At 63.7% G+C, this 23,349-nt stretch carries 22 protein-coding genes; 21 read left to right on the top strand and 1 reads right to left on the bottom strand.

All coding sequences use genetic code 11. From position 1 onward, the window contains the following. The first annotated feature begins 29 nt into the window (after positions 1 to 29). The 14 genes from AC1MHZ_RS04670 to ispD all read left to right on the top strand — a co-directional run bounded on the left by AC1MHZ_RS04670 (position 30) and on the right by ispD (position 16,094). A complete protein-coding gene (locus AC1MHZ_RS04670) occupies positions 30 to 533 on the top strand; it encodes an OmpH/Skp family outer membrane protein (protein ID WP_084854375.1) in 504 nt (167 codons plus the stop codon). Between the two features lies 1 nt (position 534). Continuing rightward, complete coding sequence (gene lpxD, locus AC1MHZ_RS04665) at positions 535 to 1,590, top strand: UDP-3-O-(3-hydroxymyristoyl)glucosamine N-acyltransferase (protein WP_482966073.1); 1,056 nt, start codon at positions 535 to 537, stop codon at positions 1,588 to 1,590. 113 nt (positions 1,591 to 1,703) lie between these two features. Continuing rightward, positions 1,704 to 2,144, top strand: a complete 441-nt coding sequence (gene fabZ, locus AC1MHZ_RS04660; RefSeq protein WP_003252314.1) for a 3-hydroxyacyl-ACP dehydratase FabZ — start codon at positions 1,704 to 1,706, stop codon at positions 2,142 to 2,144. Then, positions 2,141 to 2,917, top strand: coding sequence for an acyl-ACP--UDP-N-acetylglucosamine O-acyltransferase (gene lpxA, locus AC1MHZ_RS04655; RefSeq protein WP_084854379.1), 777 nt, complete (start codon positions 2,141 to 2,143; stop codon positions 2,915 to 2,917). Before fabZ ends, lpxA begins: the two co-directional genes overlap by 4 nt. Before the next feature lies 1 nt (position 2,918). Beyond that, a complete protein-coding gene (lpxB, locus tag AC1MHZ_RS04650; RefSeq protein ID WP_368829912.1) occupies positions 2,919 to 4,046 on the top strand; it encodes a lipid-A-disaccharide synthase in 1,128 nt (375 codons plus the stop codon). 1 nt (position 4,047) lies between these two features. Further along, the gene (rnhB, locus tag AC1MHZ_RS04645; protein ID WP_084854383.1) at positions 4,048 to 4,671 is read left to right on the top strand and encodes a ribonuclease HII; all 624 of its coding nucleotides are present in this window, start codon (positions 4,048 to 4,050) and stop codon (positions 4,669 to 4,671) included. Positions 4,672 to 4,761: 90 nt separating this feature from the next. Next, a complete protein-coding gene (dnaE, locus tag AC1MHZ_RS04640; RefSeq protein ID WP_084854385.1) occupies positions 4,762 to 8,286 on the top strand; it encodes a DNA polymerase III subunit alpha in 3,525 nt (1,174 codons plus the stop codon). 105 nt (positions 8,287 to 8,391) lie between these two features. After that, complete coding sequence (locus AC1MHZ_RS04635) at positions 8,392 to 9,339, top strand: acetyl-CoA carboxylase carboxyltransferase subunit alpha (RefSeq protein WP_084854387.1); 948 nt, start codon at positions 8,392 to 8,394, stop codon at positions 9,337 to 9,339. A gap of 140 nt (positions 9,340 to 9,479) precedes the next feature. After that, entirely contained in the window at positions 9,480 to 10,763 is a 1,284-nt protein-coding gene (tilS, locus tag AC1MHZ_RS04630; RefSeq protein WP_482966072.1) for a tRNA lysidine(34) synthetase TilS, read from the top strand. Between the two features lie 269 nt (positions 10,764 to 11,032). Then, complete coding sequence (locus tag AC1MHZ_RS04625; protein ID WP_084854391.1) at positions 11,033 to 12,661, top strand: CTP synthase; 1,629 nt, start codon at positions 11,033 to 11,035, stop codon at positions 12,659 to 12,661. 3 nt (positions 12,662 to 12,664) lie between these two features. Continuing rightward, positions 12,665 to 13,510 (top strand): 3-deoxy-8-phosphooctulonate synthase, encoded by an 846-nt coding sequence (gene kdsA, locus AC1MHZ_RS04620; protein ID WP_084854393.1) that lies wholly within the window; start codon positions 12,665 to 12,667, stop codon positions 13,508 to 13,510. 152 nt (positions 13,511 to 13,662) lie between these two features. Further along, complete coding sequence (eno, locus tag AC1MHZ_RS04615) at positions 13,663 to 14,952, top strand: phosphopyruvate hydratase (protein ID WP_043208831.1); 1,290 nt, start codon at positions 13,663 to 13,665, stop codon at positions 14,950 to 14,952. 156 nt (positions 14,953 to 15,108) lie between these two features. Beyond that, positions 15,109 to 15,390, top strand: coding sequence for a cell division protein FtsB (gene ftsB / locus AC1MHZ_RS04610; RefSeq protein ID WP_043208829.1), 282 nt, complete (start codon positions 15,109 to 15,111; stop codon positions 15,388 to 15,390). Further along, positions 15,387 to 16,094 (top strand): 2-C-methyl-D-erythritol 4-phosphate cytidylyltransferase, encoded by a 708-nt coding sequence (gene ispD / locus AC1MHZ_RS04605; protein WP_084854395.1) that lies wholly within the window; start codon positions 15,387 to 15,389, stop codon positions 16,092 to 16,094. The genes ftsB and ispD overlap by 4 nt, the downstream gene beginning before the upstream one ends. Before the next feature lie 120 nt (positions 16,095 to 16,214). Here the strand turns inward: ispD and AC1MHZ_RS04600 are convergent, their stop codons facing one another. After that, positions 16,215 to 17,111, bottom strand: a complete 897-nt coding sequence (locus AC1MHZ_RS04600) for a LysR substrate-binding domain-containing protein (RefSeq protein WP_368829915.1) — start codon at positions 17,109 to 17,111, stop codon at positions 16,215 to 16,217. 108 nt (positions 17,112 to 17,219) lie between these two features. Here AC1MHZ_RS04600 and AC1MHZ_RS04595 point away from each other — a divergent pair, with 108 nt between their 5' ends. The 7 genes from AC1MHZ_RS04595 to AC1MHZ_RS04565 all read left to right on the top strand — a co-directional run bounded on the left by AC1MHZ_RS04595 (position 17,220) and on the right by AC1MHZ_RS04565 (position 23,325). Continuing rightward, positions 17,220 to 18,332 carry an S-(hydroxymethyl)glutathione dehydrogenase/class III alcohol dehydrogenase gene (locus AC1MHZ_RS04595; protein ID WP_016712915.1) on the top strand — a complete coding sequence of 371 codons (1,113 nt, stop codon included), beginning with the start codon at positions 17,220 to 17,222 and terminating at the stop codon, positions 18,330 to 18,332. An 8-nt stretch (positions 18,333 to 18,340) separates the two neighbouring features. Then, the gene (gene fghA / locus AC1MHZ_RS04590) at positions 18,341 to 19,195 is read left to right on the top strand and encodes an S-formylglutathione hydrolase (RefSeq protein ID WP_482966071.1); all 855 of its coding nucleotides are present in this window, start codon (positions 18,341 to 18,343) and stop codon (positions 19,193 to 19,195) included. A 149-nt stretch (positions 19,196 to 19,344) separates the two neighbouring features. Next, positions 19,345 to 19,818, top strand: a complete 474-nt coding sequence (gene ispF / locus AC1MHZ_RS04585; RefSeq protein ID WP_084854401.1) for a 2-C-methyl-D-erythritol 2,4-cyclodiphosphate synthase — start codon at positions 19,345 to 19,347, stop codon at positions 19,816 to 19,818. Beyond that, on the top strand, positions 19,815 to 20,873 hold the full coding sequence (gene truD / locus AC1MHZ_RS04580; protein WP_368829916.1) for a tRNA pseudouridine(13) synthase TruD: 1,059 nt from the start codon (positions 19,815 to 19,817) through the stop codon (positions 20,871 to 20,873). Before ispF ends, truD begins: the two co-directional genes overlap by 4 nt. Continuing rightward, positions 20,861 to 21,610, top strand: coding sequence for a 5'/3'-nucleotidase SurE (gene surE / locus AC1MHZ_RS04575; protein WP_084854406.1), 750 nt, complete (start codon positions 20,861 to 20,863; stop codon positions 21,608 to 21,610). Before truD ends, surE begins: the two co-directional genes overlap by 13 nt. A gap of 38 nt (positions 21,611 to 21,648) precedes the next feature. Further along, positions 21,649 to 22,287 carry a protein-L-isoaspartate(D-aspartate) O-methyltransferase gene (locus AC1MHZ_RS04570; protein ID WP_172402942.1) on the top strand — a complete coding sequence of 213 codons (639 nt, stop codon included), beginning with the start codon at positions 21,649 to 21,651 and terminating at the stop codon, positions 22,285 to 22,287. Between the two features lie 183 nt (positions 22,288 to 22,470). Beyond that, entirely contained in the window at positions 22,471 to 23,325 is an 855-nt protein-coding gene (locus AC1MHZ_RS04565; protein WP_084854410.1) for a peptidoglycan DD-metalloendopeptidase family protein, read from the top strand. Positions 23,326 to 23,349 lie beyond the last annotated feature (24 nt).

Raw genomic sequence — 23,349 nt, 5'->3', positions numbered from 1 at the left:
AACGACAACGGTTTATCCAGGAGTGCATCGTGCGTAAGTTGACTCAACTGGCCGTGATGGCCGCGGCGCTGGTCGCCACCCCGGCTTTCGCCGAAATGAAGATTGCCGTGCTGAACTATCAGATGGCGTTGCTCGAGTCCGACGCGGCCAAGAAGTACGCTGTCGATGCCGAGAAGAAGTTCGGCCCGCAGCTGACCAAGCTGAAGAACCTGGAAAGCAGCGCCAAGGGCATCCAGGACCGCCTGATCAAGGGTGGCGACAAGATGCAACAGCAGGAGCGCGAGCGCTTGGAGCTCGAATTCAAGCAGAAGGCCCGTGACTTCCAGTTCCAGTCCAAGGAGCTGAATGAAGCCAAGGCCGTCGCTGACCGTGACATGCTCAAGCAGCTCAAGCCCAAGCTCGACGGTGCTGTCGAGGAAGTGATCAAGAAGGGTGGCTATGACCTGGTGCTCGAGCGCGGCGCGGTAATCGACGTCAAGCCGCAATACGACATCACCCGTCAAGTCATCGAGCGTATGAACCAAGCCCGTTGATATGACCGTGACCATGACTCTCGGCCAGCTGGCCGAGGCCCTCGGGGCGACCCTCAAGGGCCCCGAAGCGCTGCAGATCACCGGCCTGGCAACCCTGCAGGAAGCCAGCGCCGGGCAGTTGAGCTTCCTGGCCAACAAGCAGTACCGCAAGTACCTGGATGAGTCCAAGGCTGGCGCGGTGCTGCTCAAGGCCGAGGATGCCGAAGGCTTCGCCGGCAACGCGTTGATCGTGCCTGACCCGTACCTGGCCTACGCCCGGATTTCCCATCTGTTCGACCCCAAACCCAAGGCTGTGGCGGGAATCCATCCCAGCGCCGTGGTGGCCGAGGACGCCCAGGTGGACCCCAGCGCGAGCATCGGCCCGTTCGCGGTGATCGAGAGCGGTGCGCAGGTAGCGGCCAATGTCACCATCGGTGCCCACTGCTTCGTCGGTGCCCGTTGCGTGATCGGTGAAGGCGGCTGGCTGGCACCGCGGGTGACGCTGTACCACGACGTGACCATCGGCAAGCGCGTGGTCATCCAGTCCGGTGCGGTGATCGGCGGCGAAGGTTTCGGCTTTGCCAACGAGAAGGGGGTCTGGAACAAGATCGCCCAGATCGGTGGCGTGACCATCGGCGACGACGTGGAGATCGGCGTGAACACCGCCGTGGACCGCGGCGCATTGTCGGACACGCGCATCGGCAACGGCGTCAAGCTCGACAACCAGATCCAGATCGCCCATAACGTGCAGGTCGGCGACCACACGGCCATGGCCGCCTGCGTCGGTATCTCCGGCAGCACACGTATCGGCAAGCACTGCATGATCGCGGGCGGTGTGGGCATGGTGGGTCATATCGATGTCTGCGACAACGTATTCGTTTCCGGCATGACCATGGTGACCCGTTCCATCACGGAACCGGGTGGCTATTCATCCGGCACGGCCATGCAGCCGCTGGCCGAATGGCGCAAGAGCGCCGCGCGTATCCGCCAGCTGGACGAGATGTCCAAGCGTCTCCAGCAGCTGGAAAAACGTGTCGACACCGTGACCTCAGGTGGCCAGCTGGCATCAGAAGGCTGATACCATTCCCTGAGCAAGAGTGAACAGTCGCTAGCTGGCTCCTCTTTGGATTGCAAAAGGAGCGTGTGGTCAGCACCTGCGCTCCCTATTCTTATTACAGGCTTCCCCCCGAAATGATGGACATCAACGAGATTCGCGAATACCTGCCTCACCGTTACCCGTTCCTGCTGGTGGACCGCGTAACGGACCTGGACTTCGAGGCCCAGAGCATTCGTGCCTACAAGAATGTCAGCATCAACGAGCCGTTCTTCAACGGCCATTTCCCGGCGCATCCAATCATGCCGGGCGTGCTGATCATCGAGGCCATGGCCCAGGCGGCCGGGATTCTCGGCTTCAAGATGCTCGATGCCAAGCCTGCCGACGGCACCCTCTACTACTTCGTCGGCTCCGACAAGCTGCGCTTCCGCCAGCCTGTGCTACCGGGGGACCAGCTGGTCCTGGAAGCCAAGTTCCTCAGCCGCAAGAGCATGATCTGGAAGTTCGAATGCCGCGCCCTGGTCGACGGCAAGCCGGTCTGCTCGGCCGAGATCACCTGCGCGGAACGCTCCCTATGAGTTCGATTGACCCTCGGGCGATCATCGACCCGTCGGCCAAGCTGGCCGACGGCGTCGAGGTAGGCCCCTGGTCGATCGTAGGGCCTGGCGTGGAAATCGGCGAGGGCACCGTCATCGGCCCTCACGTGGTGCTCAAGGGGCCGACCCGGATCGGCAAGCACAACCGTATCTACCAGTTTTCCTCCATCGGTGAAGACACCCCTGACCTCAAGTACAAGGGTGAACCCACGCGCCTGGTGATCGGTGACCACAATGTGATCCGCGAAGGTGTCACCATTCACCGTGGCACCGTCCAGGACCGCGCGGAAACCACCCTCGGCGACCATAACCTGATCATGGCCTATGCCCATATCGGGCACGACAGCGTTATCGGCAATCATTGCATCCTGGTCAACAACACCGCGCTGGCCGGTCATGTGCATGTGGGCGACTGGGCGATCCTGTCCGGCTACACCCTGGTGCACCAGTACTGCCATATCGGCGCCCACGCCTTCTCCGGCATGGGCACGGCGATCGGCAAGGATGTGCCGGCCTTCGTCACGGTGTTCGGCAGCCCGGCAGAGGCCCGTAGCATGAACTTCGAGGGCATGCGCCGCCGGGGGTTCAGCGACGAGGTCATCCACGCCCTGCGCCGTGCCTACAAAATCGTCTATCGCCATGGCCTGACCGTGGAAGACGCGCTCAACGAGCTGGGCGAGCTGGCAACGCAGTTCCCCGAGGTCGAGCTGTTCCGTCAGTCGATCCAAAGCTCCGCTCGCGGCATCACCCGCTGACATGGCCCAGCTGTGCGTGGCATTGGTCGCCGGCGAGGCCAGCGGCGATATCCTCGGTTCCGGCCTGATGCGTGCCCTCAAGGCGCGCCACCCCGATGTGCGTTTCATCGGCGTCGGTGGCCCCTTGATGGAGGCCGAAGGCCTGGTGTCCTACTTCCCCATGGAGCGCCTCGCGGTCATGGGCCTGGTGGAAGTGCTGGGCCGGCTGCGTGAGCTGCTCAAGCGTCGCAAGGAACTGATCCAGACACTCATCGCCGAAAAGCCGGATGTGTTCATCGGCATCGATGCTCCCGACTTCAACCTCACCATCGAACTGAAGCTGCGCCAGGCCGGGATCAAGACCGTGCACTATGTCAGCCCGTCGGTCTGGGCGTGGCGGCAGAAGCGTGTGTTGAAGATCCGCGAAGGCTGCGACCTGATGCTGACGCTGCTTCCCTTCGAGGCGAAATTTTACGAAGAGAAGGGCGTGCCGGTACGTTTCGTCGGTCATCCGCTGGCCGATACCATCCCGCTCGAAGCCGATCGCCAGGCGGCGCGTACCGCCCTCGGACTGGGCGAGGGGCCGCTGGTCGCGCTGATGCCGGGTAGCCGTGGGGGCGAGGTCGAGCGCCTGGGCGCGCTGTTCCTCGATGCCGCCGAGCGCCTGCGTGAGCGGGTGCCTGGGGTGCGTTTCGTCTCGCCGTGTGCCAACCCGTCCCGGCGTGCCCAGCTCGAGCAGATGCTGCAGGGTCGTGACCTGCCGTTGACCTTGCTCGATGGCCGCTCCCACGAGGCTCTGGCCGCGTGCGATGCGGTGCTCATCGCCTCGGGCACAGCCACCCTGGAAGCGCTGCTGTACAAGCGGCCCATGGTCGTCGCCTACCGCCTGGCGCCATTGACGTACTGGATCCTCAAACGCATGGTCAAGAGCCCGTACGTATCGTTGCCCAACCTGCTGGCCCAGCGACTGTTGGTACCCGAGCTGCTGCAGGACGCCGCCACCAGCGATGCCCTGGCCCAGACCCTGGCTCCGCTGGTCACTGACGGTACGCAGCAGACCGACAGTTTCGACCGGATTCACCGCACCCTGCGCCGTGACGCCTCCAACCAGGCGGCCGACGCGGTGCTGGCCTTGCTAGGAGCGCGATAGCATGCAGATGGGGCTGGACTTCAATCTGGTCGAGGAACTGGTCGCTGGTGTCGACGAGGTGGGCCGTGGGCCGCTGTGTGGTGACGTCGTGACTGCGGCGGTGATCCTTGACCCACAGCGTCCGATCCTGGGGCTGAACGACTCGAAGAAACTCACCGAGGCCAAGCGCGAGGCGCTGTTCGACGAGATCTGCGAGAAAGCTTTGAGCTTTTTCATCGCACGCGCCACGGTAGAGGAGATCGATAGCCTGAACATCCTGCAGGCCACCATGCTGGCCATGCAGCGAGCGGTGGAAGGTTTGAGCATCACGCCCAAGCTTGCGCTGATCGACGGTAACCGTTGCCCGAAGCTCGCGGTGCCGGCTGCGCCGGTGGTTCAGGGTGACGCCCAGGTGCCGGCGATCGCCGCGGCCTCCATCCTGGCCAAGGTCACCCGTGACCGGGAGATGAGCGCATTCGAGCTGATCTACCCGGGCTATGGCATCGGCGGGCACAAGGGCTACCCGACGCCGGTGCACCTGGAGGCCCTGGCGCGGTTGGGACCGACGCCTATCCATCGGCGGTCCTTTGCGCCGGTACGAGCGGCGTATGAAGCCCGAGAGGGTGTATCGGATTCCTTGATCTGAACCCGTCGGGGCCGCAAAGCGGCCCCGAAACTTTCATGGCTTTTACGCTACAATCCCGCCCTTGTTTCAGGCACTGCTATAGGATCATCCATGTCGGTCTCCTTCGTTCACCTTCGCGTGCACTCCGAATTCTCGCTGGTCGACGGCCTGGTGCGGATCAAGCCGCTGGCCAAGGCACTGGCGGGGATGAACATGCCGGCGGTGGCGATCACCGACCAGAGCAACATGTGCTCGCTGGTGAAGTTCTACAAGACCGCCATGGGGGCCGGTATCAAGCCGATCTGTGGCGCCGACCTGTGGTTGGCAGGCAGTGACCCCGAGGCACCGCTGTCGCGCATCTGCTTCCTGGCGATGAACCCCAAGGGCTACCGCAACCTCACCGAACTGATCTCCCGTGGCTGGACCGACGGCCAGCGCAATGGGTTGGTGATCATTCAGCGCGAGTGGATCGCCCCAGCCAGCGAGGGCCTGATCGGCCTGTCGGCGGCCAGGGAAGGGGACATCGGCATGGCCTTGCTGGCTGGCAAGGCTGCAGAGGCTGAGGCCCTGTTGCGCGATTGGATGCAGATGTTCCCCGATCGTTTCTATGTCGAGGTGCAGCGCACCAATCGTGCCGGTGACGAAGAATACCTGCACGCCGCCGTGGCCCTGGCCGACAAGGTCGGTGCACCGCTGGTGGCGACCAACGACGTACGCTTCATCAAGCAGTCCGACTTCGATGCCCACGAGACGCGGGTGTGCATCGGTGAAGGCTGGACACTCGATGACCCTCGTCGCCCGCGCATGTACAGCGACCAGCAGTACCTCAAGAGCGCCGAGGAAATGGCCGAGCTGTTCAGCGACCTGCCGGACGCCATCGCCAATACCGTGGAAATCGCCAAGCGCTGCAATATCACCGTGCAGTTGGGCAAGTACTTCCTGCCCGACTTCCCGACGCCCAACGGCATGGGGATCGACGACTACCTGCGCCATGTCTCCCATGAAGGCCTGGAGGAGCGTCTGGCGGTGCTCTGGCCGAAGGAGACCACGCCCAACTACGAAGAGAAGCGCCAGGTCTACCTGGACCGCCTGAAGTTCGAACTGGACATCATCATCCAGATGGGTTTCCCCGGTTACTTCCTGATCGTGATGGACTTCATCAAATGGGCCAAGAACAACGGCGTGCCGGTAGGTCCGGGTCGAGGGTCCGGTGCCGGTTCGCTGGTGGCCTACGTGCTCAAGATCACTGACCTCGACCCGCTGGCCTACGACCTGCTGTTCGAGCGCTTCCTCAACCCTGAACGTATTTCCATGCCCGACTTCGACGTCGACTTCTGCATGGATGGCCGCGACCGGGTGATCGACTACGTGGCCGAGGCCTACGGGCGCAACGCGGTGAGCCAGATCATCACCTTCGGCACCATGGCGGCCAAGGCGGTGGTGCGTGACGTGGCGCGGGTGCAGGGCAAGTCCTACGGCCTGGCCGACCGCCTGTCGAAGATGATCCCGTTCGAAGTGGGCATGACCCTGGAGAAAGCCTACGAGCAGGAAGAAATCCTGCGCGACTTTCTCAAGGGCGACGAGGATGCCCGCGAGATCTGGGACATGGCCCTCAAGCTCGAAGGCGTCACCCGCGGCACCGGCAAGCACGCCGGTGGCGTGGTGATCGCCCCGACCAAGCTCACCGACTTCTCGCCGATCGCCTGTGACGAAGAGGGCGGCGGCCTGGTGACCCAGTTCGACAAGGACGACGTCGAGGCCGCTGGCCTGGTGAAGTTCGACTTCCTCGGCCTGCGCACGCTGACCATCATCAAGTGGGCGATGGAGATCATCAACCGCGAGCAGAAAAAGAAGAACCTGCCCGAGGTCAATATCGACTTCATCCCACTGGACGACCGCAAGACCTACGAGCTGTTGCAGAAAGCCGAAACCACGGCGGTGTTCCAGCTCGAATCGCGCGGCATGAAGGAGCTGATCAAGAAGCTCAAGCCCGACTGCCTGGAAGACCTGATCGCATTGGTCGCGTTGTTCCGCCCGGGCCCGTTGCAATCGGGCATGGTCGATGACTTCATCAACCGCAAGCACGGCCGCGCAGAGCTGGCCTATCCACACCCGGACTACCAGTACGACGGCCTGAAGCCGGTGCTGGCACCGACCTACGGCATCATCCTGTACCAGGAACAGGTGATGCAGATCGCCCAGGTCATGGCCGGTTACACCCTCGGCGGCGCCGACATGCTGCGCCGGGCCATGGGTAAGAAAAAGCCCGAGGAGATGGCCAAGCAGCGCGGCGGTTTCATTGAAGGCTGCGCGAAAAACGGCATCGACGCAGACCTGGCCGGTAACATCTTCGACCTGGTGGAAAAGTTCGCAGGCTACGGCTTCAACAAGTCCCACTCGGCCGCCTACGGCCTGGTGTCCTACCAGACCGCCTGGCTCAAGACCCATCATCCGGCGCCGTTCATGGCTGCGGTGCTCTCGGCCGATATGCACAACACCGACAAGGTGGTCGTGCTGGTCGAGGAAGTGCGCAGCATGAAGCTGCGCCTCGATGCGCCGGACGTGAACTTCTCCGACTTCAAGTTCACCGTCAACAACGACGGCCGCATCGTCTATGGCCTGGGCGCGATCAAGGGGGTCGGCGAAGGGCCGGTGGAGGCCATCGTCGAGGCGCGCGCCGAGGGGGGGCCGTTCAAGGACCTGTTCGATTTCTGCGAGCGCGTGGACTTGAAGCGCATCAACAAGCGCACCCTCGACGCCCTGATCCGCAGTGGCGCCCTGGACCGCCTTGGCCCTTATTTCCATGACGAGATCAAGGCCTACCAGGCCAACATCGACCGCAACCGCGCGGTGCTGCTCTCGGCCCTGGAAGAGGCGATCAAGGCCGCCGAGCAGACGGCACGGACCGCCGACAGCGGCCACGTCGACCTGTTCGGCGGGCTGTTCGTCGAGGAGGACTCCGATGTCTATGCCAACCACCGCAAGGTGCGCGAGTTGACCCTCAAGGAGCGCCTGCGGGGCGAGAAGGACACCCTGGGCCTGTACCTGACCGGCCACCCGATCGACGAGTACGAGGCCGAGATCCGCCGCTTCGCTCGCCAGCGCATCGTCGACCTCAAGCCTTCCCGCGATACCCAGACCGTGGCCGGGATGATCATTGCCCTGCGGGTGATGAAGAACAAGAAGGGCGACAAGATGGGCTTCGTCACCCTCGATGACCGCTCCGGGCGGATCGAGGCCTCGTTGTTCGCCGATGCCTTCATGGCGGCCCAGGCCCTGCTGCAGACCGACGCAATGGTGGTGGTGGAAGGGGAGGTGAGCAACGACGACTTCTCCGGTGGCCTGCGCCTGCGGGTCAAGACTGTGATGACCATGGAGGATGCGCGGACCAAGCTGGCCGAGAGCCTGCGCTTGAAAGTCGCCCACGAGGCGCTCAAGGGCGACCGCCTGGCCTGGCTCGGCGAGCTGATCACCAAGCATCGTGGCGGCTGCCCGATCACCCTGGAGTACACCGGCAGTGATGCCCGGGCCATGTTGCAGTTCGGCGACGAATGGTCGATCGACCCCGCCGATGGCCTGATTCAAGCTCTGCGTGACCAGTTCGGACGTGAGAACGTCTTCCTGCAATATCGCTGAACCGACGAATTTTAATCTCGACCTGAATGCGCCTGATCCCTTAAGGTAGGGCGCCAAACGGATCAACCGGCCGGCCGCCTGGCCGTAGACCCAAGACGGATGCCTATGAACCCGAATTTCCTCGACTTCGAACAGCCGATTGCCGACCTGCAAGCCAAGATCGAAGGGCTGCGCCTGGTGGGCAACGACAATTCGCTGAACATCAGCGATGAAATTGCCCGTCTTCAAGACAAGAGCAATACCCTGACCGAAAGCATCTTCGGCAACCTGACCAGCTGGCAGATCGCTCGTCTGGCCCGTCATCCGCGTCGTCCCTATACCCTGGACTACATCGATCATATCTTCACTGAGTTCGAAGAGCTGCACGGCGACCGTCACTTCGCCGACGATGCCGCGATCGTCGGTGGTACCGCGCGCCTGGACGGCAAGCCGGTCATGGTCATCGGCCACCAGAAGGGCCGTGAAGTTCGCGAGAAGGTCCGCCGCAACTTCGGCATGCCGCGTCCAGAAGGCTACCGCAAGGCCTGCCGCCTGATGGAAATGGCCGAACGCTTCAAGATGCCGATCCTCACCTTCATCGACACCCCGGGCGCCTACCCGGGCATCGACGCCGAAGAGCGCAACCAGAGCGAGGCCATTGCCTGGAACCTGCGCGTGATGGCACGGCTGAAGACGCCGATCATCGCCACCGTCATCGGCGAGGGTGGTTCCGGCGGTGCTTTGGCCATCGGCGTATGCGACCAGCTGAACATGCTGCAGTACTCCACCTACTCGGTGATCTCGCCCGAAGGCTGCGCCTCGATCCTGTGGAAGACCGCCGACAAGGCAGCCGATGCCGCCGAAGCCATGGGCATCACCGCTGAGCGCCTGAAGAGCCTGAACATCGTCGACAAGGTCATCAATGAACCGCTGGGCGGCGCCCACCGCGACCCGGCCAAGATGTCCGAAAGCATCCGCGCCGACCTGGTCGAGCAGTTGGACATGCTGGGCAAGTTCGACACCGATGCCCTGCTGGCACGCCGTTACGAGCGCCTGATGAGCTACGGCGTTTGATGGGCCTTGGGGCCGCTATGCGGCCCTTTCGCGGCACAAGGCCGCTCCTACAGGAGACCGCGATTTCCCCGTAGGAGCGGCCTTGTGCCGCGAAAGGGGTGCAAAGCACCCCCGGCAATCTCAAGCCAAGTGAGGCCCCAATGATCAACCTCACCCCCTGGCTCGACGCCTCCGCCTGGTACGTCGCCTTCTCTGGTGGCCTCGATTCCACCGTCCTCCTGCACCTGCTGGCTGACTATGCCCGTACCCATGACGCACCGCCCCTGCGCGCCGTGCATGTCCATCATGGCCTGCAAGCCGCCGCCGACGGCTGGCCAGCGCATTGCCGGTCAGTCTGTGATGGCCTGGGCATCGAGCTGCAGGTGATCCCTGTGCAGGTCGCTCCGGGGGCTAGCCTGGAGCAGGCCGCCCGGGAGGCTCGCTATGCTGCGTTCAGCCGGTTGCTCGGGCCGGGCGAAGTGCTGTTCACCGGCCAGCACCGTGAGGACCAGGCCGAAACCCTGCTCTTTCGCCTGTTGCGCGGTGCCGGCCTGCGTGGGCTGGCAGCGATGCCGACGGCGCGAACGCTGGGTCAGGGCACCCTGGCCAGGCCATTGCTGGCCGTGGCGCGCGGGCAATTGCTGGCCCATGCCAGGGCGGCCGGGCTTGCCTGGGTCGAGGATCCCTCCAATGCCGACACCGCCTTCGCTCGCAACTACCTGCGTCGCGAGATTTTCCCCTTGCTGGGTCAGCGCTGGCCCCAGGCGGCGGGCAACCTGGCGCGCAGTGCCGAGCACCTGGGTGAGGCACTGGGCCTGCTGGACGAGCTGGCCAGCAGCGACCTGGCGCCAGCCACAGGCGGCGCGCCACTGCCGTGGTTGGCCCTGGACTCCCTGGACCTGGAACGCCTCAAGGCGTTGTCCCCCGCACGCCAGCGCAATGCCCTGCAATACTGGCTGAGCACCCGTACGCGGCTGCCGGACAGCCGCCACTGGGCCGGGTGGGAAGATCTACGCGACGCCGCCGTCGATGCCCAGCCGCTCTGGCGCCTCGGCGACGGGGTGCTGCAGCGAAGCCATGGGCGCATCTGGTGGCTGAGCGGGCAATGGCTGGAGCCGGTCGCCGGCAGGCATGCCTGGGTGGATCCAGGCATGCCGCTGGAATTGCCCGGCAACGGGCAGGTATGCCTGCAGGCCGACTGCTGGCCCATGGGGTTGCAGGTCGGCTACCGCCAAGGGGGCGAGGTGCTCGACCTGCCCGGGCGCGGCCGACGCGACCTCAAGCGCCTGCTCAATGAGTGGCAGGTCCCGCATTTCGTGCGGCCACGCCTGCCGTTGCTGTTGCAGGGCGAACAGGTGCTGGCGGTGGCCAACCTGCCGCCGGCTGGGCAGGGCGGCCTGCAGTTTCGCTGGCAGCCACCGACGAGCGTGCAAGGTTTGAGCTGAAGGGTACATTCGGGTAGACTACCCTCCCTTCTTGATACAGCTTCTGTGGGTTCATCGAAAACACAGGAGTTGCCGATTACCAAGCAGTTTTTTGCTGGGCTGATTCTTAAAATGACGAGCGAGCGCCATGCCGGGGATACCCCTGGTTTGTACAGACGCGGCAGTTTTTCGAGATGCACTGTGATAGACGCAGGTGATCGGGGGCTTCGGCCTTCCTTCGCTTTCTCCGGCGGCGCTGGCCGCTTTAACGCAGACTTCTAGGGTTTTTCATGACGCGCTACATATTCGTCACGGGCGGTGTTGTTTCTTCATTGGGGAAAGGCATTGCCTCGGCTTCCTTGGCGGCCATCCTGGAGGCGCGGGGGCTCAAGGTCACCATGCTCAAGCTGGACCCGTACATCAACGTCGACCCCGGCACCATGAGCCCGTTCCAGCACGGTGAGGTGTTCGTCACCCACGATGGCGCCGAGACCGACCTTGACCTGGGCCACTACGAGCGGTTCATCCGCACGACCATGACCCAGAACAACAACTTCACCACCGGCCGTATCTACGAGCACGTGCTGCGCAAGGAGCGCCGTGGTGACTACCTGGGCGCGACCATCCAGGTCATCCCGCACATCACCGACGAGATCAAGCGTCGCATCATCAAGGGTGCCGGCGATGCCGACGTGGCCCTGGTGGAAATCGGCGGCACCGTCGGCGACATCGAGTCGCAGCCGTTCCTCGAGGCGATCCGCCAGCTGCGCGTCGAAGTGGGTTCCAAGCGCGCCATGCTGATGCACCTGACCCTGGTGCCGTACATTGCCACCGCAGGCGAGACCAAGACCAAACCGACCCAGCACTCGGTCAAGGAGCTGCGCTCCATCGGTCTGCAGCCTGACGTGCTGATCTGCCGTTCCGACCACCCGGTCGACGCGTCGTCGCGCCGCAAGATCGCGCTGTTCACCAACGTCGAAGAGCGTGCGGTGATCTCCCTGGAAGACGTCGATACCATCTACAAGATCCCAGGCGTGCTGCATGCCCAGGGCCTGGACGATTTCGTCGTCGAGCGCTTCGGCCTGCAGTGCAACAGCGCCGACCTGTCCGAGTGGGACCAGGTGGTGGACGCCAAGCTCAACCCTGAGCATGAAGTCACCATCGCCATGGTCGGCAAGTACATGGAGCTGCTGGACGCGTACAAGTCGCTGATCGAGGCGATGAGCCACGCCGGCATCCAGAACCGCACCAAGGTCAACCTGCGCTACATCGACTCCGAAGACATCGAGAACCAGGGCACCAGCCTGCTCGAGGGCGCCGATGCCATCCTGGTTCCGGGCGGTTTCGGCCTGCGCGGTGTGGAAGGCAAGATCACCGCGGTGCAATATGCCCGTGAGAACAAGGTCCCGTACCTGGGTATCTGCCTGGGCATGCAGGTTGCGGTGATCGAGTTCGCCCGTAACGTGATGGGCTGGAAAGACGCCAATTCCACCGAGTTCGACCGCAACAGCGGCCACCCGGTCGTGGGCCTGATCACCGAGTGGGCCGATGCCACCGGTGCCGTCGAGACCCGCACCGAAGCCTCGGACCTGGGCGGTACCATGCGCCTGGGCGCGCAGGAGTGCCAGCTGATGGGCAACTCGAAGGTCCACGACTGCTATGGCAAGGACGTGATCGTCGAGCGTCACCGTCACCGCTACGAAGTCAACAACACCCTGCTGCCGCAGTTGGTCGAGGCTGGCCTGGTGGTGTCCGGCCGCTCCGGCGACGGTGCCCTGGTCGAAGTCGTCGAGTCCAAGGACCACCCATGGTTCGTGGCGTGCCAGTTCCACCCAGAGTTCACCTCGACCCCGCGTGACGGCCACCCGCTGTTCAGTGGCTTCGTCAAGGCGGCCCTGGCGCAGAAGAACAAGGCCTGACCCATGACCCAGAAGATCATTCGCGTCGGTAACATCGAGATCGCCAACGACAAGCCGTTCGTCCTGTTCGGCGGCATGAACGTCCTGGAGTCCCGTGACCTGGCCCTGAAGGTCTGCGAAGAGTACGTGCGGGTTACCGAGAAGCTCGGTATCCCGTATGTGTTCAAGGCCAGCTTCGACAAGGCCAACCGTTCGTCGATCAACTCCTACCGTGGCCCCGGCATGGAAGAAGGCCTGAAGATCTTCGAGGAGATCAAGCAGACCTTCAAGGTGCCGGTGATCACCGACGTGCACGAGCCCTACCAGGCCGAGCCCGTGGCCAAGGTGTGCGACATCATCCAGCTGCCGGCCTTCCTGTCGCGCCAGACCGACCTGGTGGTGGCGATGGCCAAGACCGGCGCAGTGATCAATATCAAGAAGGCCCAATTCCTCGCGCCCCAGGAAATGAAGCACATCCTGGCCAAGTGCGAGGAAGCCGGCAACGACCAGTTGATCCTCTGCGAGCGGGGTTCGAGCTTCGGCTACAACAACCTCGTGGTGGATATGCTCGGCTTCGGCATCATGAAGCAGTTCGAGTACCCGGTGTTCTTCGACGTGACCCATGCCCTGCAGATGCCGGGCGGTCGCTCCGATTCTGCCGGCGGTCGCCGCGCCCAGGTCACCGACCTGGCCAAGGCCGGCATGAGCCAGGGCCTGGCCGGGCTGTTCCTGGAAGCCCACCCGGACCCGGACAACGCCAAGTGCGATGGCCCATGCGCCCTGCGCCTGGACAAGCTGGAGCCGTTCCTGGCCCAGCTCAAGCAACTGGACGACCTGGTGAAAAGTTTTCCGACGGTAGAAACCGCGTAAAGCTCATTTCTCGGGTAAAGTACCGCCCGTTCCACCCCTGACCTTTCGGTCAGGGGCTCCCTTCGCCAGGCCTGCCCGTGCCATGTCGCCTGGTGAACGGCAAGAATTCCCAAAGCTGCGTTGTTTTCGTCAATTCTGGAGTGCTTACAACAATGGCAAAGATCGTCGACATCAAAGGTCGTGAAGTTCTCGATTCGCGTGGCAACCCCACCGTGGAAGCCGATGTACTGCTCGACAACGGCATCATCGGCAGCGCCTGTGCGCCGTCGGGTGCTTCCACTGGCTCGCGCGAAGCGCTGGAGCTGCGTGATGGCGACAAGAGCCGTTACCTGGGCAAGGGCGTGCTGAAGGCCGTCGCCAACATCAACGGCCCGATCCGCGACTTGCTGCTGGGCAAGGACCCGGCTGACCAGAAAGCCCTGGACCGCGCCATGATCGAACTGGACGGTACCGAGAACAAGGCCAAGCTGGGCGCCAACGCCATCCTGGCCGTCTCCCTGGCTGCTGCCAAGGCTGCTGCCCAGGATCAGGACCTGCCGCTGTACGCACACATCGCCAACCTCAACGGCACCCCAGGCCAGTACTCCATGCCGGTGCCGATGATGAACATCATCAACGGTGGCGAACACGCCGACAACAACGTCGACATCCAGGAGTTCATGGTCCAGCCGGTCGGCGCCAAGACCTTCTCCGACGCCCTGCGCATGGGCACCGAGATCTTCCACCACCTCAAGGCTGTGCTCAAGGCGCGTGGCCTGAACACCGCCGTGGGTGACGAAGGTGGCTTCGCCCCGAACCTGACCTCCAACGAAGACGCCCTGGGCGCCATCGCCGAGGCCGTCGAGAAGGCTGGCTACAAGCTGGGCACCGACGTGACCCTGGCCCTGGACTGCGCGGCTTCCGAGTTCTATGAAGACGGCAAGTACAACCTGTCCGGCGAAGGCAAGTCGTTCGACGCCGAAGGCTTTGCCGACTACCTCAAGGGCCTGACCGAGCGCTTCCCGATCATTTCGATCGAAGACGGCCTGGACGAGTCCGACTGGGCTGGCTGGAAGATCCTCACCGACAAGATCGGCGCCAAGGTCCAGCTGGTCGGTGACGACCTGTTCGTGACCAACACCAAGATCCTCAAGGAAGGCATCGAGAAGGGCATCGGTAACTCGATCCTGATCAAGTTCAACCAGATCGGCTCGCTGACCGAAACCCTGGAAGCCATCCAGATGGCCAAGGCCGCTGGCTACACTGCGGTGATTTCGCACCGCTCCGGCGAGACCGAAGATTCCACCATCGCCGACCTGGCCGTGGGTACCGCTGCCGGCCAGATCAAGACCGGTTCGCTGTGCCGTTCCGACCGCGTCTCCAAGTACAACCAGCTGCTGCGTATCGAAGAGCAACTGGGCGCCAAGGCGGTGTACCGCGGTCGTGCCGAGTTTCGCGGCTGAGCAAGAGATGGTAAAAAGGCAGCAGCCGAGGCTGTCTGAACGTTCGCACTGAACACCAGACGCTTCTTACGGGTTTCTGTCGACGAAGCCTGGCCTCGGCCAGGCTTCGTGCTATCGGAAGCCCGCAGCGGCGGCCTTTTACCTCTGGATACCTTGATGCGCAGTCCCTATTGGTTGTTTCTCGTCCTGCTCCTGCTGCTGGGTGGCCTGCAGTACCGCCTCTGGGTGGGCAATGGCAGCCTGGCGCAGGTGGCCGAGCTCAAGCAGCAGATCGCCGAACAGCATGCGGAAAACGAGCGGCTGCTCGAGCGTAACCGTGTGCTGGATGCCGAAGTCCTGGAGTTGAAAAAAGGTATGGAGACCGTGGAAGAGCGGGCTCGTCATGAACTGGGGATGGTCAAGGAGGGCGAAACCCTCTACCAGTTACCGCAAAAATGACACAGATGCTACCGGCCTTCTGGGCCGTGATTCCTGCTGCGGGTGTTGGCGCCCGCATGGCTGCCGATCGACCCAAGCAGTACCTGCAGTTGGGCGGGCAGACCCTCCTCGAGCATAGCCTCGACTGTTTCCTCGACCATCCCACGCTCAAGGGCGTGGTGGTCAGTATTGCCCCCGACGACCCGTACTGGCCTGGCCTGCGTTGCGCCAGCGACCCCCGTATCCAGCGGGCGGCCGGTGGCTGTGAACGTGCCGACTCGGTGCTCAATGCCTTGTTGCTGTTGCACGCACAGGGCGCGGCCGACGACGATTGGGTGCTGGTGCATGACGCGGCGCGGCCGAACCTGGCGCGTAGCGATCTGGACCGGTTGCTGTCGGAGTTGGCCGATGACCCTGTCGGCGGCCTGCTTGCGGTGCCGGCGCGCGATACCCTCAAGCGCGCCGATGCCAATGGGCGGGTCAGCGCCACGGTGGACCGCAGTACCATCTGGCAGGCCTATACGCCGCAAATGTTCCGTCTCGGCGCCTTGCACCGGGCCCTGGCGGAATGCCTGGTGTCGGATGTGCTGGTCACCGACGAAGCGTCTGCCATCGAGTGGGCCGGGCAGGCGCCGCGGCTGGTCGAAGGGCGCAGTGACAATATCAAGGTCACCCGCCCGGAAGACCTGGAGTGGTTGCGCCAGCGGTGGGCGGCTAGACGCTGAAGGTGTTGGGACCGCTGCGCGGTCCTTTCGCGGCACAAGGCCGCTCCTACAGGGCTTCGCGTTCACCTGTAGGAGCGGCCTTGTGCCGCGAAAGGGTCGCGCAGCGGCCCCAGCGAACCATCAGGCCACCCGGTACTCCGGCAACCCCGCCAACCCTTCCTTCAGGTAATCCACCAACCGCCTCACCTTAGGCGACAGGTGCCGCTGCTGCGGGTACAACGCCCACACGGCCGTGTTCGGTGGCTGATGTGCCTCCAGCAGTGACACCAGCGCGCCGCTGTGCAAATGCTCGAGCACGTAATAGTCTGGCAACTGGCACAACCCCATCCCCAACAATGCCGCATCCAGCACCGCCTGCCCGCTGTTGCACCGCCAGTTGCCCTGAACCCGCTGGCTCAGTTCCCGGCCGTCCTGTTGCAGCATCCACACATCCGAGCTGCCGACCAGGCAGTTGTGCCGGGCCAGCTCCGAAAGGCTGTGGGGCCGACCGTAACGTTCCAGGTACGCAGGCGATGCGCACAGGTACATGCGCCGTGGGGCCAGCCGCGTGGCGACCAGGCGAGAGTCCTGCAGGCGCCCGAGGCGTATCGCCAGGTCCATGCCTTCATGGACCAGGTCCAGGGTGCGGTTGCTCAGCTCCACCTCGACCCGCAACTGTGGGTACTGCGTCATGAAGCGGGTCACCAGGGGCACGATGAAGCGTTCGCCATAGGCCACTGCGCAGGTCATGCGCAGCAGCCCCTTGGGCTCGCTGGCCAAGTCGCCCATGGCGCGCAGCGCTTCCTCGCGGCCGTCCTGCAGGCGTTGGCAATGCTGCAGGAAGGTCTGCCCGGCTTCGCTGAGGGTCACCCGGCGGGTGCTGCGGTACAGCAGTGGCGTCTGCAGGCGCTCTTCGAGGCGGGCTATCTGTCGGCTGATATGGGAGGAGGAAACACCCAGGCGTTCGGCTGCGGCGGTGAATTGCCCGGTTTCGGCCACGGCGACGAACTCGTCGATACCTTCCCAACGGCTGCTCATTGATTATCCCTGTACAGCAATAATGTTTTTACTTTTGCCGGATTATTCATCAAAAGCTTGTGAATTACACTGCCGGGCAGTATCGATCCTCTTATCTGGAGCCCTTTGATGATCAAGTCCCGCGCTGCCGTTGCCTTCGAGGCCAAGAAACCCCTGGAAATCGTCGAAGTCGACGTGGCCATGCCCAAGGCCGGTGAGGTGCTGCTGCGCGTGGTCGCCAGCGGTGTCTGCCACACCGACGCCTACACCTTGTCCGGGGCCGACCCGGAAGGCATCTTCCCATCGATCCTCGGCCATGAAGGCGGCGCCATCGTCGAAGCGGTAGGCGAGGGCGTGACCTCGGTGGCCGTGGGTGACCACGTGATCCCGCTGTACACCCCTGAGTGCGGCAAGTGCAAGTTCTGTCTCTCGGGCAAGACCAACCTGTGCCAGGCCATCCGTGCCACCCAGGGCAAGGGCCTGATGCCTGACGGCACCACCCGCTTCTCGTACAAAGGCCAGCAGCTGTTCCACTACATGGGTACCTCGACCTTCTCCGAGTACACCGTGCTGCCGGAAATCTCCGTGGCCAAGATCCAGAAGGAAGCGCCGCTGGAGAAGGTGTGCCTGCTCGGTTGCGGCGTCACCACCGGTATCGGTGCGGTGCTCAACACCGCCAAGGTCAAGCCGGGCGATACCGTGGCCATCTTCGGCCTGGGCGGCATCGGCCTGTCTGCCGTGATCGGCGCGGTCAAGGCCAAGGCCTCGCGCATCATCGCCATCGACATCAACCCGGCCAAGTTCGAGATCGCTCGCCAGCTGGGCGCCACCGACTGCATCAACCCGAAAGACTATGATCGCCCGATCCAGGAAGTGATCGTCGACCTCACCGACGGCGGCGTGGACTTCTCCTTCGAGTGCATCGGCAACGTACAACTGATGCGCGCCGCACTGGAGTGCTGCCACAAGGGCTGGGGCGAGTCGGTGATCATCGGCGTGGCCGGTGCCGGCCAGGAAATCGCCACGCGTCCGTTCCAGCTGGTCACCGGTCGCGTATGGCGCGGCTCGGCCTTCGGTGGCGTGCGCGGCCGCAGCGAGCTGCCAAGCTACGTGGAAATGTCCGAGAAAGGCGAGATCCCGCTGGATACCTTCATCACCCACACCATGGGCCTGGAAGACATCAACAAAGCCTTCGACCTGATGCATGAAGGCAAGAGCATCCGCAGCGTGATCCACTTCTGAGGTCTGTCATGAGCCTGGAAAACATTTCCTGCCAGAAGAGCTTCGGCGGCTGGCACAAGCGCTACCGGCACCCTTCCAAGGTGCTGGGCTGCGACATGGTGTTCGCCGTCTACCTGCCACCGCAGGCCGAGCAGGGCGAGAAGCTACCGGTGCTGTACTGGCTCAGCGGCCTGACCTGCACCGACGAGAACTTCATGCAGAAGGCCGGCGCCCAGCGCCTGGCCGCCGAGCTTGGGCTGATCATCGTCGCCCCCGACACCAGCCCACGCGGCGAGCAGGTGCCGGGTGACCCGGAGGGGGCCTGGGACTTCGGCCTGGGTGCCGGGTTCTACCTCAACGCCACCCAACAGCCCTGGGCCCAGCACTACCGCATGCATGACTATGTGGTGCACGAACTGCCGGCCCTGGTGGAAGCTCATTTCCCGGCCTCCGATCAGCGCAGCATCAGCGGCCATTCCATGGGCGGCCACGGTGCGCTGGTGTGCGCCTTGCGCAACCCGGGCCGGTACCGCTCGGTATCGGCATTCTCACCGATCAGCAACCCGATGGATTGCCCGTGGGGCGAAAAGGCGTTTTCCCGTTACCTGGGTGACGACCGCGCGCGCTGGCGTGAGTGGGATGCCAGCGTGCTGCTTGCCGAGACGCCTGTCGGTCAATGCCCGCCGCTGCTGGTGGACCAGGGCGACCGGGATGACTTCCTGGAGAAGCAGCTCAAACCCGAAACCTTGGAGCAGGCCGCACGCAAGGGCAACCATGAGCTGACCCTGCGTCTGCAGCCGGGCTATGACCACAGCTACTACTTCATCGCGAGCTTCATCGATGAACATCTGCGTCATCATGCGGTGGCCTTGGGGCGGGTGTAAGGCGTAGCATTTTGGGTGCCTGCAAGATCGAGCGCCGCCCGCGCGGCGCTCGATCTCGCAGGCGCAAAAAATGTCGTGGCGATCACCTCCAGCCCCAATGTCTCAAAAGCAGGTAGAATCCAGCCCTGACTCAATCAGGGCTTTTTCCTATGCGTATTGGCCACGGCTACGATGTGCACCGTTTCTGCGACGGTGATTTCATTACCCTGGGTGGGGTGCGTATCCCCCACAAATACGGCCTGTTGGCCCATTCCGATGGTGACGTGCTGTTGCACGCCCTGAGCGATGCCTTGCTCGGCGCCGCGGCGCTGGGCGACATCGGCAAGCATTTCCCCGATACCGACCCCCAGTTCAAGGGCGCCGACAGCCGCGTGCTGTTGCGCCACGTGGTTGGCATCGTCCAGGCCAAGGGCTGGAAGGTCGGCAACGTCGACGCCACCATCGTGGCCCAGGCACCGAAGATGGCGCCGCACATCGAGACCATGCGTCAGCGGGTCGCCGAAGACTTGCAGGTCGCCCTCGACCAGGTCAACGTCAAGGCCACCACCACCGAGAAACTAGGCTTCACCGGCCGTGAGGAGGGCATCGCCGTGCATGCGGTGGCCCTGTTACTGCCAGCATGACCGAACTGGAGCTGCTGGGCCCTAGGGCATCGGGCGAACCGCTCGGCCAGGCGGTGCTCAAAGCCGTTGCCGAGGACTTCCAGGTCGATGAGGTGCTGGACATCCCGTTGTCCGGCCAGGGCGAACACCTCTGGCTGTGGGTCGAGAAGCGCGACCTGAACACCGAGGAGGCAGCCCGGCGCCTGGCCCGTGCCGCAGGCGTGCCGGTACGTACCATCAGCTATGCGGGCCTCAAGGACCGCCAGGCCTTGACCCGCCAATGGTTCAGCCTGCATCTGCCGGGCAAGGCCGACCCCGACCTGTCGCGGGCCGAAGACGCCAGCCTGCGGGTGCTCAAGCAGGTTCGCCACCAACGCAAGCTGCAGCGTGGGGCCCATTCGGCCAATGGCTTTACCTTGCGCCTGACCGCCTTGCAGGCCGACCACGACGCCCTGGATGCGCGCCTGGCGTTGTTGAAGGCGCAGGGCGTGCCGAACTACTTCGGCAGCCAGCGCTTCGGTCATGCCGGCGGTAACGTGCACGATGCCCAGGACTGGGCAGCTCGCAAGGCATTGCCCGAGCAGCGCAATGTCCGTTCGCGGCTGTTGTCGGCCGGGCGCAGCTACCTGTTCAACCAAGTGCTGGCCGCACGGGTCGCCGAAGGCACCTGGAACCAGGCGCAGGTGGGTGATCTGTTGGCATTCACGGACAGTCGTAGCTTTTTTCCTGCGGGAGAGGAGGAATGTTCTGATCCTCGATTGTCGATTCTCGACTTGCATCCTACCGGCCCTTTGTGGGGCGAAGGGCCTACGCCGGCCTGTGGCCCAGTATCCACGCTGGAATCAAGCATCGGCGAACAGCACGTGGCGCTGTGCCAGTGGCTGGCGCAAGCGGGCATGAGTCACGAACGGCGTATCTTGCGGCTCCCTATTGGCGAGCTGACGTGGCATTATCCCGAGCCTGATATCCTGCAACTGGAATTCGTCCTTCCGGCCGGATGCTTCGCCACCGTGGTTGTGCGCGAGCTCGTCGATCTGGTGCCGGCAGGGCAGACGGACAGCCCATGCGTATTCTGATTTCGAATGACGACGGTGTTACCGCACCCGGCCTCGCCGCGCTGCATGCTGCGCTGGTGGATCACGCCGAGTGCGTAGTGATTGCCCCGGATCAAGACAAGAGCGGCGCCAGCAGTTCGCTGACGCTGGATCGGCCACTGCACCCGCAGACACTGGCCAATGGCTTCATCAGCCTCAACGGCACGCCGACCGACTGCGTGCACCTGGGGCTCAACGGCCTGTTGCCGGAGACGCCCGACATGGTCGTGTCCGGCATCAACCTGGGCGCCAACCTGGGCGACGACGTGCTGTACTCCGGTACTGTCGCCGCGGCATTGGAGGGGCGCTTCCTGGGCGGTACGTCGCTTGCTTTCTCGTTGTTGTCGCGCCAGCCGGATAACCTGCCCACCGCCGCCTACATCGCGCGGCGTCTGGTCGAGGCTCAGTCGCGCCTGGAGCTGCCACCGCGCACAGTGCTCAACGTCAACATTCCCAATCTGCCGCTCGAGCATATCCGTGGCATCCAGCTGACCCGCCTCGGCCACCGGGCGCGCGCGGCTGCGCCGACCAAAGTGGTCAACCCACGAGGCAAGGAAGGCTACTGGATTGCCGTGGCCGGCGATGCCGAGGACGGTGGGCCGGGTACCGACTTCCATGCGGTGATGCAGGGCTATGTGTCGATCACCCCACTGCAGCTGGACCGCACCTTCAATGATGCCTTCGAACGTCTCGACGGTTGGCTGGAGGGCCTGCTCTGATGCGTGAACAGGACGATATGCTGCGCCGCGGTATCGGCATGACTTCCCAGCGGACCCGGGAGCGGCTGATACAGCGCCTGTACGAGGAAGGTGTGTCGAACACGCAAGTGCTCGAGGTCATTCGTCGTACCCCGCGCCACCTGTTCGTCGACGAGGCCTTGGCGCACCGGGCCTACGAGGACACCGCACTGCCGATCGGGCACAACCAGACCATCTCCCAGCCGTTCATGGTCGCCCACATGAGCGAGCTGCTGCTCGAGGCGGGCCCGCTGGACAAGGTCCTGGAGATCGGCACGGGCTCAGGCTACCAGACGGCGGTCCTGGCGCAGCTGGTGGAACGGGTGTTCTCGGTGGAGCGGATCAAGGTCCTGCAGGACAGAGCCAAGGAGCGCTTGGTCGAGCTCAACCTGCGCAACGTGGTGTTCCGTTGGGGGGACGGCTGCGAGGGTTGGCCGGCGCTTGCGCCCTACAACGGCATCATCGTCACTGCCGTGGCACCGGAAGTGCCTCAAGCGCTGCTGGACCAGCTGGCACCCGGTGGGCGCATGGTGATCCCGGTGGGGCCTGCCGGCGAAGCGCAGCAATTGATGCTGATCGTGCGTGAGGAGCATGGTTTCTCCCGCCGCGTGCTGGGAGCCGTGCGCTTCGTGCCACTGCTCAACGGCCCGCTGGCCTGAGGGCACACGGGAATATTTACAACATCGACGAATTCTTCTGTCGCGTCCCTGTCTATCGTGCGGGGTTTCGCCAGTCTTGTCGTGGCGTTTGAGCCGGCACCCCAAGGCGTGTCGGCTCGTTTATAATTGCAACAATATTGCATTTCGTATCGTCATCGTTTCGGCACCATGAGGGGAGCGCGGGTGGGGCACACAATCATGCGGCAACGCAAGGATCAGTCGTTTTTCAGGCTTCTGCTGATTGCCCTGGCCATGGCCACAACGCTGGCTGGCTGCTCCAGCACCGGTTCCAACAACGCGCGTGTGGTGGATCGCAACAACACGGTGCCCAAGCGCCCCACCGTGACGTCCGGTCATTATGTGGTCAAGCCTGGCGATACCCTGTATTCCATCGCCTTCCGCTATGGCTGGGACTATAAGGAGCTGGCGGCACGCAACAATATCGCCGCCCCCTATACCATCCGGCCTGGCCAGGCCATCCGTTTCAGCAGTGGCTCCACCGGCACGACCCGCGTGGTGTCCAGCCCTTCCTCGTCCAGCAGGACCACGGTCACCCGCCGCCCTGTGGGCACCCCGGCCACGCCTCCTGCGAGTAGCCGGCCTTCCACTCCAGCACCCACGACGCCGGCTCCCGTGATCACCCAGGTGCCTGCCGCAGAGCGCTCCGTGGGCGGGTGGACGTGGCCAGCCAATGGCGTGCTGATTGGAAAATTCGCTTCAAACGGTAGTTTGAATAAAGGCATTGATATCGCCGGTGATTTGGGACAGCCTGTTTTTGCTGCGTCTGGTGGTTCAGTGGTGTACGCCGGGAGTGGCTTGAGGGGCTACGGCGAGCTGATCATCATCAAGCACAGCGATACCTACGTCAGTGCCTACGGTCATAACCGCAGGCTTTTGGTTCGGGAGGGACAGCAGGTCAAGGCAGGGCAGACGATCGCTGAAATGGGGTCAACGGGCACTGATCGGGTGAAGCTGCATTTCGAGATTCGCCGCCAGGGCAAACCCGTCGATCCGCTCCAGTTCCTGCCACGTCGTTGATCTTTGCCCCCGGCCTGTTCCCAC

The sequence above is a fragment of the Pseudomonas sp. FA-1 genome (assembly GCF_056856075.1).
The sequence above is the reverse complement of the archived record's forward strand: the minus strand, read 5'-3'. Positions and strand labels throughout refer to the sequence as shown.

Excerpts from the sequence above, each read along its gene's own strand:
- lpxD (WP_482966073.1), top strand. The coding sequence starts at position 535 with ATGACCGTGACCATGACTCTCGGCCAGCTGGCCGAGGCCCTCGGGGCG.
- fabZ (WP_003252314.1), top strand. The coding sequence starts at position 1,704 with ATGATGGACATCAACGAGATTCGCGAATACCTGCCTCACCGTTACCCG.
- lpxA (WP_084854379.1), top strand. The coding sequence starts at position 2,141 with ATGAGTTCGATTGACCCTCGGGCGATCATCGACCCGTCGGCCAAGCTG.
- lpxB (WP_368829912.1), top strand. The coding sequence starts at position 2,919 with ATGGCCCAGCTGTGCGTGGCATTGGTCGCCGGCGAGGCCAGCGGCGAT.
- rnhB (WP_084854383.1), top strand. The coding sequence starts at position 4,048 with ATGCAGATGGGGCTGGACTTCAATCTGGTCGAGGAACTGGTCGCTGGT.
- dnaE (WP_084854385.1), top strand. The coding sequence starts at position 4,762 with ATGTCGGTCTCCTTCGTTCACCTTCGCGTGCACTCCGAATTCTCGCTG.
- AC1MHZ_RS04635 (WP_084854387.1), top strand. The coding sequence starts at position 8,392 with ATGAACCCGAATTTCCTCGACTTCGAACAGCCGATTGCCGACCTGCAA.
- tilS (WP_482966072.1), top strand. The coding sequence starts at position 9,480 with ATGATCAACCTCACCCCCTGGCTCGACGCCTCCGCCTGGTACGTCGCC.
- AC1MHZ_RS04625 (WP_084854391.1), top strand. The coding sequence starts at position 11,033 with ATGACGCGCTACATATTCGTCACGGGCGGTGTTGTTTCTTCATTGGGG.
- kdsA (WP_084854393.1), top strand. The coding sequence starts at position 12,665 with ATGACCCAGAAGATCATTCGCGTCGGTAACATCGAGATCGCCAACGAC.
- eno (WP_043208831.1), top strand. The coding sequence starts at position 13,663 with ATGGCAAAGATCGTCGACATCAAAGGTCGTGAAGTTCTCGATTCGCGT.
- ftsB (WP_043208829.1), top strand. The coding sequence starts at position 15,109 with ATGCGCAGTCCCTATTGGTTGTTTCTCGTCCTGCTCCTGCTGCTGGGT.
- ispD (WP_084854395.1), top strand. The coding sequence starts at position 15,387 with ATGACACAGATGCTACCGGCCTTCTGGGCCGTGATTCCTGCTGCGGGT.
- AC1MHZ_RS04600 (WP_368829915.1), bottom strand. The coding sequence starts at position 17,111 with ATGAGCAGCCGTTGGGAAGGTATCGACGAGTTCGTCGCCGTGGCCGAA.
- AC1MHZ_RS04595 (WP_016712915.1), top strand. The coding sequence starts at position 17,220 with ATGATCAAGTCCCGCGCTGCCGTTGCCTTCGAGGCCAAGAAACCCCTG.
- fghA (WP_482966071.1), top strand. The coding sequence starts at position 18,341 with ATGAGCCTGGAAAACATTTCCTGCCAGAAGAGCTTCGGCGGCTGGCAC.
- ispF (WP_084854401.1), top strand. The coding sequence starts at position 19,345 with ATGCGTATTGGCCACGGCTACGATGTGCACCGTTTCTGCGACGGTGAT.
- truD (WP_368829916.1), top strand. The coding sequence starts at position 19,815 with ATGACCGAACTGGAGCTGCTGGGCCCTAGGGCATCGGGCGAACCGCTC.
- surE (WP_084854406.1), top strand. The coding sequence starts at position 20,861 with ATGCGTATTCTGATTTCGAATGACGACGGTGTTACCGCACCCGGCCTC.
- AC1MHZ_RS04570 (WP_172402942.1), top strand. The coding sequence starts at position 21,649 with ATGACTTCCCAGCGGACCCGGGAGCGGCTGATACAGCGCCTGTACGAG.